This is a genomic window from Streptomyces sp. NPDC034086, from assembly GCF_055575515.1.
Genome location: NZ_JBVISM010000022.1, coordinates 1 through 16997, shown reverse-complemented (window position 1 = coordinate 16997; position 16997 = coordinate 1). Strand labels below are relative to the sequence as shown.

Annotated in this window: 11 protein-coding genes; 8 read left to right on the top strand and 3 right to left on the bottom strand. The window is 71.7% G+C overall.

Annotated features, from left to right (window positions below; genetic code table 11):
- Positions 1 to 130 precede the first annotated feature (130 nt).
- The gene (locus ACZ514_RS30210) at positions 131 to 1558 is read left to right on the top strand and encodes an amino acid permease (protein ID WP_469126166.1); all 1428 of its coding nucleotides are present in this window, start codon (positions 131 to 133) and stop codon (positions 1556 to 1558) included.
- A 185-nt stretch (positions 1559 to 1743) separates the two neighbouring features.
- Positions 1744 to 2400, top strand: coding sequence for a superoxide dismutase (locus tag ACZ514_RS30205; protein WP_125597991.1), 657 nt, complete (start codon positions 1744 to 1746; stop codon positions 2398 to 2400).
- A gap of 145 nt (positions 2401 to 2545) precedes the next feature.
- Here the strand turns inward: ACZ514_RS30205 and ACZ514_RS30200 are convergent, their stop codons facing one another.
- The gene (locus ACZ514_RS30200; protein ID WP_469126165.1) at positions 2546 to 3193 is read right to left on the bottom strand and encodes a mycothiol-dependent nitroreductase Rv2466c family protein; all 648 of its coding nucleotides are present in this window, start codon (positions 3191 to 3193) and stop codon (positions 2546 to 2548) included.
- A gap of 123 nt (positions 3194 to 3316) precedes the next feature.
- On the opposite strand from ACZ514_RS30200, the gene pepN (ACZ514_RS30195) reads away from it, so the two are divergent.
- Together pepN (ACZ514_RS30195) and ACZ514_RS30190 are read left to right on the top strand one after the other, a co-directional pair.
- The gene (pepN, locus tag ACZ514_RS30195; protein WP_468172421.1) at positions 3317 to 5872 is read left to right on the top strand and encodes an aminopeptidase N; all 2556 of its coding nucleotides are present in this window, start codon (positions 3317 to 3319) and stop codon (positions 5870 to 5872) included.
- Positions 5873 to 6100: 228 nt separating this feature from the next.
- Positions 6101 to 7063, top strand: coding sequence for a hypothetical protein (locus ACZ514_RS30190; RefSeq protein WP_468172424.1), 963 nt, complete (start codon positions 6101 to 6103; stop codon positions 7061 to 7063).
- Here ACZ514_RS30190 and ACZ514_RS30185 read toward each other — a convergent pair.
- Complete coding sequence (locus ACZ514_RS30185; RefSeq protein ID WP_468701542.1) at positions 7039 to 7935, bottom strand: pyridoxamine 5'-phosphate oxidase family protein; 897 nt, start codon at positions 7933 to 7935, stop codon at positions 7039 to 7041. The two genes, ACZ514_RS30190 and ACZ514_RS30185, sit on opposite strands and share 25 nt — an antisense overlap.
- Positions 7936 to 8002: 67 nt before the next feature.
- Positions 8003 to 8461, bottom strand: a complete 459-nt coding sequence (locus ACZ514_RS30180) for a VOC family protein (protein ID WP_468172430.1) — start codon at positions 8459 to 8461, stop codon at positions 8003 to 8005.
- Between the two features lie 127 nt (positions 8462 to 8588).
- On the opposite strand from ACZ514_RS30180, the gene ACZ514_RS30175 reads away from it, so the two are divergent.
- The 4 genes from ACZ514_RS30175 to pepN (ACZ514_RS30160) all read left to right on the top strand — a co-directional run bounded on the left by ACZ514_RS30175 (position 8589) and on the right by pepN (ACZ514_RS30160) (position 16827).
- The gene (locus tag ACZ514_RS30175; RefSeq protein WP_468701544.1) at positions 8589 to 9155 is read left to right on the top strand and encodes a CGNR zinc finger domain-containing protein; all 567 of its coding nucleotides are present in this window, start codon (positions 8589 to 8591) and stop codon (positions 9153 to 9155) included.
- A 274-nt stretch (positions 9156 to 9429) separates the two neighbouring features.
- On the top strand, positions 9430 to 12768 hold the full coding sequence (locus tag ACZ514_RS30170; protein WP_468172436.1) for a S8 family serine peptidase: 3339 nt from the start codon (positions 9430 to 9432) through the stop codon (positions 12766 to 12768).
- Positions 12769 to 13061: 293 nt separating this feature from the next.
- Positions 13062 to 14090, top strand: coding sequence for an aspartate-semialdehyde dehydrogenase (locus tag ACZ514_RS30165; protein ID WP_468172439.1), 1029 nt, complete (start codon positions 13062 to 13064; stop codon positions 14088 to 14090).
- A 145-nt stretch (positions 14091 to 14235) separates the two neighbouring features.
- Positions 14236 to 16827 carry an aminopeptidase N gene (gene pepN, locus ACZ514_RS30160; protein ID WP_468172442.1) on the top strand — a complete coding sequence of 864 codons (2592 nt, stop codon included), beginning with the start codon at positions 14236 to 14238 and terminating at the stop codon, positions 16825 to 16827.
- The last annotated feature ends 170 nt before the right edge of the window (positions 16828 to 16997 follow it).

The window sequence follows — 16997 nt, the reverse complement described above, 5'->3', positions numbered from 1 at the left end:
GCCGCGGGCCCGGGACTTCGGTCCCGGGCCCGTTCCGCTTTCCGGGGCGGGGCGGTCACGTCCGGTGAGAGCGGCGTCCGGATGATGGACGTACGGCGTCCGATAACCGGACGCTCGGCAGACTGGCCCCATGAGTCAGAGCACCACCACCGCACCTCCCGGACAGCGGGCCCCGGCGGCCGCGGGGGCCGGGTCGCCCCTCGGCAACGGCCTCAAGCAGCGCCACCTCTCGATGATCGCCCTCGGCGGGGTCATCGGCGCCGGCCTCTTCGTCGGCTCCGGGGCCGGCATCGCGGCCGCCGGCCCCTCGATCGTGCCGGCGTACGCCGCGTCCGGGCTGCTCGTCATGTTCGTGATGCGGATGCTCGGCGAGATGTCCGCCGCCCACCCGGCCTCCGGTTCCTTCTCGGTGCACGCCGAGCGGGCGGTCGGGCCCTGGGCCGGCTTCACCGCGGGCTGGATGTTCTGGACCCTGCTGGTCGTGGGCGTGGCCATCGAGGCGATCGGCGCGGCGCACATCCTGACGGGCTGGTTCCCCGGCACCCCGTCGTGGATGTGGGTGCTGGTCCTGATGGTGGTCTTCACCGCCGCCAACCTGGGCGCCGTCTCGCGCTTCGGCGAGTTCGAGTTCTGGTTCGCCGCCCTCAAGATCGGCGCCATCGCGCTCTTCCTCGGGCTGGGCGTGCTCGCCGTCCTCGGCCTGCTGCCCGGCACCTCCTCCCCCGGCGCGGACAACCTGCTGCGCGACGGCGGCTTCCTGCCCAACGGGACCGACGGCCTGCTGGTCGGTCTGCTCGCCTCGGTCGTCGCGTACGGCGGTCTGGAGACGGTGACCATCGCGGCCGCCGAGTCCGAGGACCCCGTCAGGGGCGTGGCCCGGGCCGTCAGGACCACCATGTGGCGGATCGCGATCGTCTACGTCGGCTCGATGCTGGTGATCGTGACCCTGCTGCCCTGGAACGACCCGGCCGTCACCGAGCAGGGCCCGTACGCGGCGACCCTGGACCGCCTGGGCGTCCCGGCCGCCGGCCAGATCATGAACGTGGTGATCCTGGTCGCCCTGCTGTCCGCCATGAACGCCAACATCTACGGCTCCTCGCGCATGGCCCACTCCCTGGTCGCGCGCGGCCAGGGCCCCCGGGCGCTGGGCAAGGTCTCGGGCGGCGTGCCGCGCCGGGCGGTGCTCGCCTCCGCGGGCTTCGGCTTCGTCACCGTCCTGCTGTCCTACTGGTACCCGGACACCCTCTTCGCCTGGCTGCTGAACATGGTCGGCGGGGTCATCCTGGTCGTCTGGGGCTTCATCGCCGTCTCGCAGTACGTGCTGCGCCGGCGCCTGGAGCGCGGGGCCCCCGGGCGGCTGGTCGTGCGGATGTGGGGCTTCCCGTACCTGACCTGGGTGGCGCTGGCGGGCGTCGCGGGCGTGCTGGTGCTGATGGCCGTGGGCGAGGACACCCGGGTGCAGGTCGTCTTCACCGGCGGGCTGACCGCGGCCCTGGCGGCGACGGGGTACGTGCTGCAGCGGCGGCGGGCCGCAGCCGGGGAGTCCGCCCCGAGGTGACACCCGCGTCCGACGGCACGTCAGGGGCCGGGTCCGTGCGGGAGCACGGGCCCGGCCTCCGGCGTTCCGGCGGTGCGCGCAGGAGAGGTGACCCTTACTCGTCGGCCGGAATAGATGCTGCTAGCGTGCAGTTGCGCATTAATTGCAATTAGCGATTGGCACGCCGAGGGGACCGGACAACACGCATGGCGATCTACACGCTTCCTGAGCTTCCTTACGACTACGCGGCGCTCGAGCCGGTGATCAACCCGCAGATCATCGAACTGCACCACGACAAGCACCACGCGGCCTACGTCACGGGCGCCAACACCACGCTCGAACAGCTGGAGGAGGCGCGCGACAAGGAGAACTGGGGCGCGCTCAACGGGCTGGAGAAGAACCTGGCGTTCCACCTCTCCGGCCACATCCTGCACAGCATCTACTGGAACAACATGGCCAGCCCCAAGACCGGGGAGGGCGGCGGCGAGCCGACCGCGGCCGACGGGGTGGGCGACCTCGCGGACGCCATCACCGAGTCCTTCGGCTCCTTCGCCAAGTTCAAGAAGCAGCTGACCTTCGCGTCCTCCGCGACGCAGGGCTCCGGCTGGGGCGTGCTCGCGTACGAGCCCGTCAGCGGCCGCCTGGTCGTCGAGCAGGTCTACGACCACCAGGGCAACGTGGGCGTCGCCAGCACGCCGATCCTGGTCTTCGACGCCTGGGAGCACGCCTTCTACCTCCAGTACAAGAACCAGAAGGTCGACTTCATCGAGGCCATGTGGAACGTCGTCAACTGGCAGGACGTGGCCCGTCGCTACGCCGACGCCAAGGCGAACACCCCGCTGCTGATCCCCGTCAAGGGCTGATCCGCACCCCGTAGACCCGTCCGCCTCGTGATCGTCTTCTCAGCCTTCGCGTGCGGACGTGTTCAGCGGAAGACCCCCGTGAGGACGTGACTCACGGGGGTCTTCTGCGCGTACCTGGGCCGGACGCGGCCGGGCCGGGGCCGGACTACTCGAAGCTGGGGCCCTTGGTGCGGGTGCGCTTGATCTCGTAGAAGCCGGGCGTCGAGGCGACCAGCAGGGTGCCGTCCCACAGTCGGGCGGCGGCCTCGCCGCGCGGGGCGGGCGTGACGACCGGACCGAAGAAGGCCACCTCCTCGCCGTCGGCGCCGGGCACGGAGATGACCGGGGTGCCGACCTCCTGGCCGACGCGCTCGATGCCGTCGTTGTGTGAGTCGCGCAGGACCTCGTCGTACTCGTCGGAGTCGGCGTACGCGAGCAGTTCGGCCGGCAGGCCGACCTCCTCCAGGGCGTCGGCGATGACCTCGCGGGTCGCACCGCGGTCCTCGTTGTGGATCCTGGTGCCGAGGGCGGTGTACAGCTTGCCGGTGACCTCGTCGCCGAACTTCTGCTGCGCCGCGACCACCACGCGCACCGGAGCCCAGCCCTTGGGGCCGAGCAGTTCGCGGTAGCGCTCGGGCAGCTCGTCGAGCTTGCCCTCGTTGAGCACGGCGAGGCTCATCACGTGCCAGCGGACTTCCACGTCACGGACCTTCTCGACCTCGAGCATCCACCGCGAGGTCATCCAGGCCCAGGGGCAGAGCGGGTCGAACCAGAAGTCGACCGGCGTCTTCTCGCGCACCTGGGTGTCGGTCATGGCTCTCCTCAAGTCATAGGGCGTCACGGGGCACGTTCCCTCTCGCCAACCGGGCCGGGACCGCGCGCATTCCCCGTGGGAGGATTCCAGCGAAGACCGCGATCACGCACGAAGGAGTGCAACGTGCCCGGAGAGAATCTGTCCCGCGACGAGGCCCGCGAGCGGGCCGAGCTGCTGTCCGTCGACGGGTACGAGGTGGTCCTCGACCTGAGGTCCGCGGTGGACGAGGCCGAACCGGCCGAGGGCCCCCGCACCTTCCGCTCGGTGACCACCGTGCGTTTCCGGGCCGCCGTCCCGGGCGCCTCCTCCTTCGCGGACCTGATCGCCCCCTCGGTGAACTCCGTCACCCTCAACGGGCGCGCCCTGGACCCGGCCGCCGTCTTCGACGGGGCGCGGATCGCGCTGGAGGGGCTCGACTCCGAGAACGTCCTGGTCGTCGACGCGAACTGCGCCTACAGCCGCACGGGCGAGGGAATGCACCGCTTCGTGGACCCGGAGGACGGCGAGGTCTACCTCTACACCCAGTACGAGCCGGCGGACGCCCGCCGGGTCTACGCCAACTTCGAGCAGCCCGACCTGAAGGCGCCGTACCGCTTCGAGGTGACCGCGCCCGAGGGCTGGCAGGTGTGGAGCAACGGCGCGGAGGAGTCCCGGGAGGGGCAGACCCGGCGCTTCGCCGAGACCGCGCCCATCTCCACGTACATCACCTGTGTGGTGGCCGGGCCGTACCACTACGTCACCGACACCTACACGCGCGGGGACCTGACCATCCCGCTGGGCGCGATGTGCCGCAAGGGGCTGGCGAAGCACTTCGACGCCGACGACGTCTTCCGGGTCACCAAGCAGGGCTTCGACCTCTTCCACGAGATCTTCGACTACCCGTACCCCTTCGGGAAGTACGACCAGGCCTTCGTGCCGGAGTACAACCTGGGCGCGATGGAGAACCCGGGGATGGTGACCTTCCGCGAGGAGTACATCTTCCGCGGGAAGGTCACGCAGGCCTCCTACGAGCGGCGCGCGAACGTCATCCTGCACGAGATGGCGCACATGTGGTTCGGCGACCTGGTCACCATGAAGTGGTGGGACGACCTGTGGCTGAAGGAGTCCTTCGCCGACTTCATGGGCTCCTTCGGGCTGGTCGAGGCCACCCGTTTCGACCAGGCCTGGGTCACCTTCGCCAACAGCCGCAAGGCGTGGGCGTACCGGGCCGACCAGCTGCCGTCCACGCACCCGATCACGGCCGACATCCGTGACCTGGAGGACGCGAAGCTGAACTTCGACGGCATCACGTACGCCAAGGGCGCCGCCGTCCTCAAGCAGCTGGTCGCGTACGTGGGCCGGGAGGCGTTCCTCGACGGCGCCCGGCGCTACTTCAAGGCGCACGCCTACGGGAACACCACCCTGGACGACCTGCTGTCGGTGCTCGGGGAGGTCTCCGGGCGGGACATGGCCGAGTGGTCGCGGGCCTGGCTCCAGACGGCGGGCGTGAACGCGCTGACGCCGGTGGTGACCTCCGACGCGGCCGGGCGGCTGACGGAGCTGGCGGTGGTACAGGACGGCGACGAGCCGAGGCCCCACCGGGTGGCGGTGGGCCTGTACCGGCTGGAGGCCGACGGTTCCCTGGTGCGCTACGCCCGGGCCGAGGCGGACGTGGCGGGCTCCCGGACGGTGGTGGCGGAGCTGGCCGGACTGGAGCGGCCCGACCTGGTCCTGGTCAACGACGATGACCTCACGTACTGCAAGATCCGCTTCGACGAGGTCTCGCTGGCGACGCTGCGCGGCCACCTCGGCGACCTGACGGACCCGCTCGCCCGGGCGCTGTGCTGGTCGGCGCTGTGGAACCTGACGCGGGACGCCCTCATGCCCGCGCGGGACTTCCTCTCGCTGGTCCTGGCCCACGCGGGCCGGGAGACCGACGTGGGCGTGCTCCAGCAGCTGCACGCGCAGGCGCTCAGCGCGGTGACCCACTACACGCCGACGGAGCGCCGCGAGCAGAGCGGGCGCGACCTGGCGGCGGGCGCGCTGCACGAACTGCGGCTGGCCGAACCGGGGTCGGAGCACCAGCTGACCTGGGCCCGGTTCTTCGCGGCGAGCGCGGCGACCGAGGGCGACTTCCAGCTGCTGCTGGGGCTGCTGGACGGCACGGCGCGGATCGACGGGCTGGAGGTCGACCAGGAGCTCCGCTGGGACTTCCTGCTGCCGCTGGTGGCGCACGGGGCCCTGGGCGAGGCGGCGGTCGAGGCGGAGCTGACCCGGGACGACACGGCCTCGGGCAAGCGGCACGAGGTGCGCTGCCTGGCCGCCCGGCCGTCGGCGGCGGTCAAGGACCAGGCGTGGGCGGCGGTGGTGGAGTCCGACGCGCTGTCCAACGCGCTGGTGGAGGCCACCATCGACGGGATGCAGCGGGCCTCGCAGCGCGACCTGCTGGCGGGTTACACCGGGCGCTACTTCGAGGTGATCGAGCGGGTCTGGGCGCAGCGCTCGATCCAGATCGGCATCGACGTGGTGAAGGGGCTCTACCCGATGCTCCAGGACTCGCAGGCCACGGTGGACGCCACCGACGCGTGGCTCGCCGCCCACCCGGACGCGGCGCCCGCGCTGCGCCGGCTGGTCCTGGAGTCCCGCGACGACCTGGCCCGTGCGCTGCGCGGCCAGGCGTGCGACGCGGCCGCGGGCTGAGACCGCGTACGGCGGGGTGCGGGCCGGGGGTCCGGTCCGCACCCCGCCCCCGGGGGCCCGTACGGTGATGAGGTCGTGTGGTCATGCGGTCATGCGGTCATGGGCTCATCGGGGCAGCGGTCCTTTTCGGCACTCGAACGCCCGTACTTTAGCCCCGGCTTGTCCGGATTTGTCGACGGGCGTGTAACAGGGGTTAGCAAGGCCATGGCCTGAGGGAATCACCGCGTCATGAACCAGAACGCACCCCTCCCCCTCGCCCACCTCAGCGCCAGCCGCCCCCGCGTGCTGACCCTCGCCCAGCTGCGCGAGCACGGCGTCAGCGCCTCCGACGCCGCCGGGCGGCCCTGGCAGCAGGTGCTGCCCGGGGTGTTCCTGCTCCACTCCGGGCCCGCGACCAGCGAGGAGCGGCTGCACGCCGCCCTGCTGTACGCCGGCCGGCGCGGCAGCGGCGAGGTCATGATCACCGGGCTGGCCGCCCTCGCGCTCTACCGGTTCTCCTCGACGCCCGCCCTGCTCGCCCTCCCCCACATCGACGTCCTCGTACCGAACACCCGCCGGCTGCGCTCCACCGGCGACGTCCGCGTCGTCCGCGCCCACACCCCGCCCCGTCCCGTGGAGGTGACCGGGCTGCCGGTGGCCCCGGTGGCACGGGCCGTCGCCGACGCCGTCGCGCAGGTCTCCGACGCCGGTACGGTGCGCGGCATCCTCAGCGAGGCCGTCCGCGGCGGGCACTGCGAACCGGCGGCCGTGGTGCGCGAGCTGACGGTGGCCCGGCTGCTGAACCGGCCGCACGTGGTCGACGCCGTCGAGTCCCTCCTCGCGGAGGGCCGGGCCATCGCCGAGGACCGGCTCTACCAGCTCGTACGGGGCTACGAGCTCCCCGAGCCCGTCTGGAACGTGGACCTGCGGCTGCCCGGCGGCCCGCACCTGGGCGGTGTCGACGCGTACTGGCCCGAGCAGGCCGTCGCCATCGAGATCGACACCCGCGCACCCCGCCAGGGCGAGGACGAGGACTGGTCGGAGGCGGTCCGCAAGCGGGAGACCCTGGAGCGCCTCGGGGTGACCGTCCTGTACCTGACGCCCCGCAAGCTGCGCGACTGGCCCGAGCAGCAGGCGGCGGTCGTCCGGACCGCCCTGACGGCGTCCGGCGACCGCGAGCCCGCCGCCTACCTGGTCGTACTGCCCCGGTGAGGCGGGTTGGCCGGGGAGTACTCGGGAGTGCTCCACCGCAGCCGCCCCGGATGCAGGCTCTCCACGACCGCCTCCACCCGGAAGCGCACGGCGCGGCCGCCGCCGGGGCCGTACTCGGTCCGCGCCCGGCCGCTCAGCTGGAGCAGCCCGCCGCCCTCCCAGTCGGGGAAGAGCAGCCCGGCCCGCTCGTCGGCGACCAGGTTGCCCAGGGTCAGGAACATCGCGTTGCCCGCGTAGTCCGGCCAGAGCAGTTCCGTCGGCGAGAGCACCTCCACGAAGCCCGGCATGCCGCCCCGGTGACTGGCGTCGGCCCCGTCCGCCTCGGCGGTGGTGGCGACGAAGAAGGTGTCCGCGGCGCGGACGGCCCGCGCCTGGCCGGGGGTGAGCGCGTCACCGCGCCGCACCACACCGGCCCCTTCGGCGACCAGCTCCAGCGGCTGCCGCTTCTGGAGGTACTTGGGGCAGTTGGAGAACACCTGCTCGGCCTCCACCGCGAAACCGCCGGGCGTCACGGCGAGGGTCCCGTTGAGCCGCATCCGGCGCCGGGTCCGCGGGTCCAGGGAGATCGTGCCCGTCCGGGTGCCGCCGGTGGCCAGCGCCCCGGCCAGCGGGTCGCCCTCCGGGAGGCCCCCCGAGACCTCGATGCGGCGCGGCCCGGTGGCCCGTACGAAACCGGGCGCGCCGGTGAGCAGCGAGGCCCACAGCCGCCCCGTGCCGTCGGCGGCGCCGACGACGAGGTGGGGCTGCTGGGCGAGGAAGGCCGCCGCGACGTCGCGGATGTCCGCGCCGATGGAGCGGCCGACGTGTTCGGCGAGCTCGCGCACGCCGACCCGTTCCTGCACGGCCAGCGAGCCCTGGTGGTACCGGCCCATCACGATCCCCGTCCTCGAGTTCCCGGTCCTTGACTTGCCCGTCCTTGCCTTCCCGACCCTTGGCTTCCTAGAAGAAGCCGCAGGTCGGAGCACCCGCCGTCGGGGCGGGAGCACCCTCGGCCCCGGTGGGCACGGAGATCTCCAGGCGGGTGCCGTCGGGGTCGTGGAAGAAGATGCCGCCGGAGGCGGTGCCCTCGCCGTGGGCGACGACGCCGTCGTAGGCGAAGGCGACGCCGAGGCCGCGCAGCCGCTCCTCGTACGCCCGGACCTCCTCGATCGCGCCGGCCGAGAACGCGAGGTGGTGCAGTCCGGCGGCCTGCGGCTCGTAGCCGCCCCCCGCCTGCTCCCAGAGGGTCAGGACGAGTGCGCCGTCCTGACCGAGGAAGGCGAACCTGCGGCCCTCCTCCTTGCCCTCGCGCAGCAGGGCGAATCCGAGGGCGTCGCGGTAGAAGGCGAGCGAGCGGTCCAGATCGGTGACGTTGAGGCCGATGTGCCCGGTGCTGAGCGTGCCGGTGGCGGTCGTCATGAGGGTTCCCTTCCCCGAGGTTCCAGAAGTCCTGGAGTTCTAACCTTCTAAATTGAGATTAGAGGTTAGAGCGGGAGGCGTCAACCGGTCACGTATTCTTGAGGGGTTAGCAGCGCGAGGAGGCGACATGACGGCACCGAGCACGGACCCGCGTCCGCTCACCGGAGAGCCGGTCTCCCTGGACCTGCTGAACACGCGCTGGATGATGGACGGCGAGATCGCCGACCTCTTCGCGGGGGCCTTCGGGCTGACCCGGATGGAGGGACTGGCGCTCTGGCTGGCGAGCACCGGCCTGGCCGGCCGCTTCCGCGCCGACGCCTCGACCCTCGTGCACCTGCTGACCGCGCGCGAGGCCATCGCCCGTGCCGTCGCGGACCCCGCGGACGAGGGCGCCCGCTCCCTGGTCGACTCCGTGCTGGAGCACGGCCGGATCCGCGCCACCCTCACCGCCGAAGGCCCCGGCGAGCGCGCCGAGTTCGCCGACCCCTCCTGGGGCCCGGCGTGGACGGCGGCCCGCGACTACCTCGGCCTGCTGGCCACCGCGCCCGACCGGATCCGCAAGTGCGCCTCGGAAACCTGCGTGCTGCACTTCCACGACACCTCGCGCAACGGCACCCGGCGCTGGTGCTCCATGGCCGCCTGCGGCAACCGCGCCAAGGCGTCCCGGCACTACGCGCGCACGCGCGAGCGCTGAACGGTCGGAATCTGTCACACCCGTCCTGAGACGGACGTCCGATCCGCCTCCGCGAGACGGTCGGAGAGTCGACAAATCAACTCATCGGGCGTTTCAAGTCGCCCCGGATCGCCCCGGCTTGTCCTCACTGGCGGACACTGCGCACTGACGGGAACCCGCCATGTCAGGTCTCGGTCAATGACAGCCCTCCCCAAACAGCTGTCACTTGCGCAAAGCTGACCGGTCATCCGGCACCGAATTCCGGACCGTATCTTTCACTTAGCCAGGGATGCTGATGACCCTCGACTCCCCCAGCTCCACCACCGGGGCCATACCCGGCACCAGGCGCGCGGCCCGCGTCGCGGCGGCCGCGGGCCTGGTGGCCGCCCTCTGCGCCACCGGCGCGGTGCCCGCGTTCGCCGCGGGCGACGGCGACGCCCCGTGGACGACCGCACCGGTCAAGTCCGCGGACCAGAAGCTCGGTTCGGCCGACGCCGAACTGCTCCAGGAGGCCAAGGCCAAGGGTGACGCGACCGTCACCGTCATGGTCGCGACCGCCCCCGGCCAGACCAAGCAGGTCGCCGACCAGCTCGACGCCGTCCAGGGCGCCTCGGTCGGCCGGACGTACGACAAGCTCGGCTACGTCCGCGCCACCCTGCCGACCGACAAGGCGGAGGCCGCGCTGAAGGCGGCCGCCAAGCTGGAGTCCGTCCACGGCATGGACCTGCGGCACGAGATCCGGCTCCCGGACCCGCGCCCCGAGGTGAGCAAGGAGGGCTCGGCCAAGAAGACCGCCGCCGAGACCTACCCGGCGCCGGACAGGAACACCCCGGCCAAGAACCCGTACAACCCGTCGTTCGAGACCGGCTCCGTGGACTTCGTCAAGGCGAACCCGCAGGCCGACGGCCGTGGCGTGACCATCGGCATCATGGACTCGGGCGTCGACGTCAGCCACCCCGCGCTCCAGAAGACCACCACCGGCGAGCGCAAGATCGTCGACTGGGTGACCGCGACCGACCCGATCACGGACAACGACGGGACCTGGCGCGCCCAGATCACCCCGGTCACCTCCGCGGGCGGCGCCTTCACCGCCGGCGGCCAGAGCTGGAAGGCCCCCGAGGGCACCTTCCAGTGGAGCCGCTTCAGCGAATCCATCACCGCCAACGGCGACATGAAGGGCGACGTCAACCGGGACGGGGACACCACCGACCGGTTCGGCATGCTCTACGACCCGGCCGCCGGCACCGTCCGCGTCGACACCGACCAGAACGGCGACTTCACCGACAACGAGCCGATGAAGCCGTACAAGGACGGCTTCCAGATCGGCTACTTCGGTACGGACAACCCGGCGACCGACGTGGCGGAGCGCATCCCGTTCACCATCGAGATCCGCAAGGACGTCCCGATGGACCCGCTCGGCGGTGACTGGGTCGGCAAGAAGGCCGACTTCGTCAACATCGGCATCATCGAGTCCGAGCACGGCTCGCACGTCGCCGGCATCACCGCCGCCAACGGCCTGTTCGGCGGCCAGATGAACGGCCAGGCGCCCGGTGCCAAGCTCGTCTCCTCCCGCGCCTGCTCGTGGTCCGGCGGCTGCACCAACGTCGCCCTGACCGAGGGCATGATCGACCTCGTGGTCAACCGCGGCGTCGACATCGTCAACATGTCGATCGGCGGCCTGCCGGCGCTGAACGACGGCAACAACGCCCGCTCGGAGCTCTACAAGAACCTCATCGACACCTACGGTGTCCAGCTCGTCATCTCGGCGGGCAACGAGGGTCCGGGCGTCAACACCATCGGCGACCCCGCCCTCGCGGACAAGGTCATCTCCGTGGGCGCCGCCGTCTCCAAGGAGACCTGGGCCGCCAACTACGGCTCCGGCGTGGCCAAGAAGTACAACATGTTCCCCTTCTCCTCGCGCGGTCCGCGTGAGGACGGCGGGTTCACGCCGACCGTCACCGCTCCCGGCGCGGCCATCAACACCATCCAGACCTGGCTGCCCGGCGCGCCCGTGAAGGAGGCCGGCTACGGCCTGCCCGCCGGCTACGGCATGCTCCAGGGCACCTCGATGTCCTCGCCGCAGGCCGCGGGCGCCAGCGCCCTGCTGATCTCGGCCGCCAAGCAGCAGAAGATCGCGCTGTCCCCGGCGAACCTGCGCGTGGCGCTGACCAGCACCGCGAAGAAGATCGACGACGTCCCGGCCCACGCACAGGGTGCCGGGCTCATCGACATCCCCCAGGCCTGGGAGTCCATCCAGCGCGGCGCCAAGGCCAACGAGTTCACCGTCAAGGCCCCCGTCGACACCGCGCTCGACCAGTTCCTGAAGACCCCGGGCTCCGGCACCGGCCTCTACGACCGCGAGGGCGGCCTCAAGGTCGGCCAGAAGAAGGTCTACGACGTCGTCGTCACCCGCACCACCGGCGTCAAGTACGGCACCCGCCACAACATCGGCTGGCGCAACAACGACGGCACCTTCAAGGTGGTCGGCGGTGGCGGCTACGACTACGTCACCCTGCCCCTGAACAAGCCCGTCACCATCAAGGTCGAGGCCAACGCCAAGTCGGCCGGCGTCCACAGCGGCATCCTGCAGCTCGACGACCCCACCACCGAGGGCGTCGACAAGCAGATCCTCGCCACGGTCGTCGCCGCCACCCCGCTGGCGAAGCCCTCCTTCACGCTGTCGGACAGCTCCACCGTCCAGCGCAACAGCCACAAGTCGTACTTCGTGACCGTCCCGCAGGGCGCCAAGACCCTCGAGGTCGCCCTCGGCGGGCTCGCGGCGGGCAGCCAGACGCGCTTCATCTCGATCCACCCGTACGGCACGGGCGTCGAGGACAGCGCGACCACCCAGTGCTACCCGAACTACGACAACCCGGCGAACCAGTGCCGCCCCGACCTGCGCTCGTACGAGAACCCGCAGCCGGGCGTCTGGGAGATCGAGGTCGAGTCGCGCCGTACGTCGCCGCTGCTCGACAACCCGTTCAAGCTGGACGTCTCCGTGCTCGGCGCGGCCTTCGACCCGGCCGTCAAGGTCCTCCCCGAGGTCAAGCAGGGCACCCCGGCGCCGGTCCAGTGGACCGTGAAGAACGACGCCGCCGCCATCTCCGGCGGCAAGCTGGCGGGCGGCCCGCTCGGCTCCGCCAAGGTCGACAAGCCGACCATCGCGACCGGTGAGACCAAGACCACCGAGGTCACCGTCGGCGAGGGCGCCTCCCGCCTCGACGTGGCGATCAACAAGCCCTCGGACACCGCCGCGGACCTCGACCTCGAGGTCTACAAGGACGGCGTCAAGGTCGGCTCCTCCGCCGACGGCGACTCCGACGAGTCCGTGAGCCTGGTCAAGCCCGCCGCCGGCACCTACACCATCAAGGTCATCGGCTACGCGATCCCGGCCGGCACCACCACGTACGACTACCGCGACGTGTACTTCTCGGCCGCCCTGGGCTCCGTCCAGGTCGACGAGGCCACCCCGGTCAACCTCGCCAACGGTGCCTCGGCCCCCGTCTCGGCGCAGGTCCTGGTCTCCGGCGCGGCCCCCGAGGGCCGCCAGTTCTTCGGCCAGGTCCAGCTGCTCAACGCCCGCGGCACCGCCGCCGGCACCGGCAGCGTGCAGATCGACAAGGTCACCCCGTAACGGCGTGACCGGCTGAACGCGTGACGAGGGGCGGTGCTCGGCCGAGCACCGCCCCTCCGGCGTGCCGCCCCGCACCCGCTCCCCGGACGATCACGGTCGAACCGCGGCAAACCCCCTCCGACCAGGCAGAACGGCCCTTCGAGGGGCCCGGGGCACGCCGTCCGCTCACCCGTCGCGGGAAGGTGGGCGTCCGACACTGTCCGCACCTCGGACAATGGATTGGACAAGCCTCGTGGGTTCGAACGCATGATGGCTTCACGCGCGCCCGCGTCCACGTAATCGAAGGAGTCACCGTGAGGGTCGGAATCGTCGGAGCCACCGGACAGGTCGGCGGAGTCATGCGCGGCATCCTCGCCGAACGGAAGTTCCCGGTGGACGAGCTCCGGCTCTTCGCCTCGGCCCGCTCCGCCGGCTCGACCGTCGAGTGGCAGGGCCGGGAGATCACCATCGAGGACGCCTCCACGGCGGACTACTCCGGCCTCGACATCGTGCTCTTCTCCGCGGGCGGCACCACCTCCAAGGCCCTCGCCGAGAAGGTCGCCTCCCAGGGCGCCGTCGTGATCGACAACTCCTCCGCCTGGCGCAGGGACCCCGAGGTCCCCCTCGTCGTCTCCGAGGTCAACCCGCACGCGATCAAGAACCGCCCCAAGGGCATCATCGCGAACCCGAACTGCACCACCATGGCCGCCATGCCGGTGCTGCGCCCCCTCCATGAGGAGGCGGGGCTGGTCGCGCTGGTCGCCACCACCTACCAGGCCGTCTCCGGCTCCGGCCTGGCCGGCGTCGCCGAGCTCAAGGGCCAGGCCTGCGCGGTCTCCGAGGCCGCCGACCAGCTGACCTTCGACGGCGGCGCGGTGGAGTTCCCCGAGCCGGCCGTCTACAAGCGCCCCATCGCGTACAACGTGGTCCCGCTCGCCGGCAACCTGGTCGACGACGGCTCCTTCGAGACCGACGAGGAGCAGAAGCTCCGCAACGAGTCCCGCAAGATCCTGGAGATCCCGCAGCTCAAGGTCTCCGGCACCTGCGTGCGCGTCCCCGTGTTCTCCGGCCACTCGCTCCAGGTCAACGCCCGCTTCGAGCGTCCGATCAGCGTCGAGCGCGCCTACGAGCTCCTCAAGGACGCCCCCGGCGTCGAGCTCTCCGAGATCCCCACCCCCCTCCAGGCCGCCGGCAAGGACGCCTCGTACGTGGGCCGCATCCGCGTGGACGAGACGGTCGACAACGGCCTCGCGCTGTTCCTCTCCAACGACAACCTCCGCAAGGGCGCCGCGCTGAACGCCGTCCAGATCGCCGAGCTCGTCGCCGAGGAACTCCGCGGCTGACGACCCCGGGGACGGAGGGGCGGTGCCGCCGGCACCGCCCCTCCGTCGTGCCCCCGCCGTGTTCGCCCGTGGATTAGTCCTGCCCGGCGGCCCGGCCCGCGTGGAAGGATGGCCCGGCAACGTCACCATCAAAGGAGATGAACGCGTGCCTGGCACGAATCTCACCCGTGAAGAGGCTCAGCAGCGGGCGAAGCTGCTCACCGTCGACTCGTACGAGATCGCACTCGATCTCAGCGGCGCGCAGGAGGGCGGTACCTTCCCCTCCGTGACCACCGTGCGCTTCCAGTCGGCCGAGGCAGGCGCCGGGACCTTCATCGACCTGGTCGCGCCGGCCGTGCACGAGGTCGTCCTGAACGGCAAGTCGCTCGACGTGGCCGCCGTCTTCCGCGACTCGCGGATCGCGCTGGACCACCTGGCCGCCGGCGCCAACGAGCTGCGGGTCGTCGCGGACTGCGCCTACACCAACACCGGCGAGGGCCTGCACCGCTTCGTCGACCCGGTCGACCAGCAGGCCTACCTGTACACCCAGTTCGAGGTGCCGGACGCGCGGCGGGTCTTCGCCAGCTTCGAGCAGCCCGACCTGAAGGCGACGTTCCAGTTCACCGTGACCGCCCCCGAGGGCTGGACGGTCATCTCGAACTCCCCGCGCGACCTCTCGCAGGGTGCCGACGCCAAGGACCGGGTGTGGGTCTTCGAGCCGACCCCGCGCATCTCCTCGTACATCACCGCGCTGATCGCCGGCCCGTACCACGCGGTGCACAGCTCGTACGAGGGCCCGGACGGGCAGTCCGTGCCGCTCGGCATCTACTGCCGGCCCTCCCTCGCCGAGTTCCTCGACGCGGACGCGATCTTCGACGTGACCCGGCAGGGCTTCGACTGGTTCCAGGAGAAGTTCGCGTACGACTACCCCTTCGCGAAGTACGACCAGCTCTTCGTGCCGGAGTTCAACGCGGGCGCGATGGAGAACGCGGGCGCGGTCACCATCCGTGACCAGTACGTCTTCCGCTCCAAGGTGACGGACGCGGCGTACGAGGTGCGCGCCGAGACCATCCTGCACGAGCTCGCGCACATGTGGTTCGGCGACCTGGTCACCATGGAGTGGTGGAACGACCTGTGGCTGAACGAGTCGTTCGCCACCTACACCTCGATCGCCTGCCAGGCCTACGCCGAGGGCTCGAAGTGGCCGCACGCGTGGACGACCTTCGCCAACTCCATGAAGACCTGGGCGTACCGCCAGGACCAGCTGCCGTCCACGCACCCGATCATGGCCGACATCCGTGACCTGGACGACGTCCTGGTCAACTTCGACGGCATCACGTACGCCAAGGGCGCCTCGGTGCTCAAGCAGCTCGTCGCGTACGTCGGCATGGACGCTTTCTTCAAGGGCGTGCAGGCGTACTTCAAGGCGCACGCGTTCGGGAACACCCGCCTGTCTGACCTGCTCGGCGCCCTGGAGGAGACCTCCGGCCGCGACCTGACCGCCTGGTCGAAGGCGTGGCTGGAGACGGCCGGCATCAACGTCCTGCGCCCGGAGATCGAGCTGGACGCGGACGGCCTCGTCTCGTCGTTCGCCGTCCGCCAGGAGGCCCCCGCCCTGCCGGCGGGCGCCAAGGGCGAGCCGGTGCTGCGCCCGCACCGCATCGCGGTGGGCCTGTACGACCTGCGTGACGGCAAGATGGTCCGCACGGACCGCCTCGAGCTGGACATCGACGGCGAGCTGACGGCCGTCCCCGAGCTGGTGGGCCGGACCCGCCCGGCGGTCGTGCTGCTCAACGACGACGACCTGTCGTACGCCAAGGTCCGCCTGGACGAGGTCTCGCTGGCCAACGTCACCGCGCACCTGGGCGACTTCACGGAGTCCCTGCCGCGCGCCCTGTGCTGGGCCTCGGCGTGGGACATGACCCGCGACGGCGAGCTGGCGACGCGCGACTACCTGGCCCTGGTGCTGTCCGGCATCGGCAAGGAGTCGGACATCGGCGTGGTGCAGTCGCTGCACCGCCAGGTGAAGCTGGCCATCGACCTGTACGCCGACCCGGCGTGGCGGGAGCAGGGCCTGGAGCTGTGGACCGAGGCCACGCTCGAGCACCTGCGTGCGGCCGAGCCGGGCGGCGACCACCAGCTGGCGTGGGCCCGCGCCTTCGCGGCGACGGCCCGCACCGAGGAACAGCTGACCCACCTGGCGGCGCTGCTGGACGGCTCGGCGGAGGTCGAGGGCCTGGTCGTGGACACGGAGCTGCGCTGGGCGTTCCTGGAGCGCCTGGCCGCCACGGGCCGCGCCGACGAGGCGGCGATCGAGGCGGAGCTGAAGCGGGACGCGACGGCCGCGGGCGAGCGCCACGCGGCGACGGCGCGGGCCGCGCGTCCCACGGCGGAGGCCAAGGCCGCGGCGTGGGCCTCGGTGGTGGAGTCGGGCGACCTGCCGAACGCGGTGCAGGAGGCCGTGATCGGCGGCTTCGTCCAGACCGACCAGCGGGAGCTGCTCGCGCCGTACACGGAGAAGTACTTCGCGGTGCTGAAGGACATCTGGGAGAGCCGCAGCCACGAGATCGCGCAGCAGATCGCGGTCGGGCTGTACCCGACGCTCCAGGTCTCGCGGGCGACCCTGGACGCGACGGACGCGTGGCTGGCCTCGGCCGGGCCGAACGCGGCGCTGCGCCGCCTGGTCTCGGAATCCCGCGCCGGCGTCGAGCGTGCCCTGAAGGCCCAGGCGGCGGACGCGGCGGCGGCCCGCGCCTGACGGCTACGGCCCCGGGGGCCGGGTCCGGGTCCGGGCCCGGGCCCGGGGCCCGGGGCCCGGGGCCCGGGGCCCGGGGCCCGGCCTCGCCGCCCCGTCTGCGGGGCCGCGGGGCGGGGGCGGGGGGTCTGCGGGGCGCTATCAGGGCTGGTTTGGGGGTTTCCCGTCAGTCC

What these genes read in the sequence shown, in the direction of transcription:
- ACZ514_RS30170 (WP_468172436.1), top strand. Translation starts at nt 9,430, where the DNA reads ATGACCCTCGACTCCCCCAGCTCCACCACCGGGGCCATACCCGGCACC.
- ACZ514_RS30205 (WP_125597991.1), top strand. Translation starts at nt 1,744, where the DNA reads ATGGCGATCTACACGCTTCCTGAGCTTCCTTACGACTACGCGGCGCTC.
- ACZ514_RS30190 (WP_468172424.1), top strand. Translation starts at nt 6,101, where the DNA reads ATGAACCAGAACGCACCCCTCCCCCTCGCCCACCTCAGCGCCAGCCGC.
- ACZ514_RS30210 (WP_469126166.1), top strand. Translation starts at nt 131, where the DNA reads ATGAGTCAGAGCACCACCACCGCACCTCCCGGACAGCGGGCCCCGGCG.
- ACZ514_RS30200 (WP_469126165.1), bottom strand. Translation starts at nt 3,193, where the DNA reads ATGACCGACACCCAGGTGCGCGAGAAGACGCCGGTCGACTTCTGGTTC.
- ACZ514_RS30175 (WP_468701544.1), top strand. Translation starts at nt 8,589, where the DNA reads ATGACGGCACCGAGCACGGACCCGCGTCCGCTCACCGGAGAGCCGGTC.
- ACZ514_RS30185 (WP_468701542.1), bottom strand. Translation starts at nt 7,935, where the DNA reads ATGGGCCGGTACCACCAGGGCTCGCTGGCCGTGCAGGAACGGGTCGGC.
- ACZ514_RS30180 (WP_468172430.1), bottom strand. Translation starts at nt 8,461, where the DNA reads ATGACGACCGCCACCGGCACGCTCAGCACCGGGCACATCGGCCTCAAC.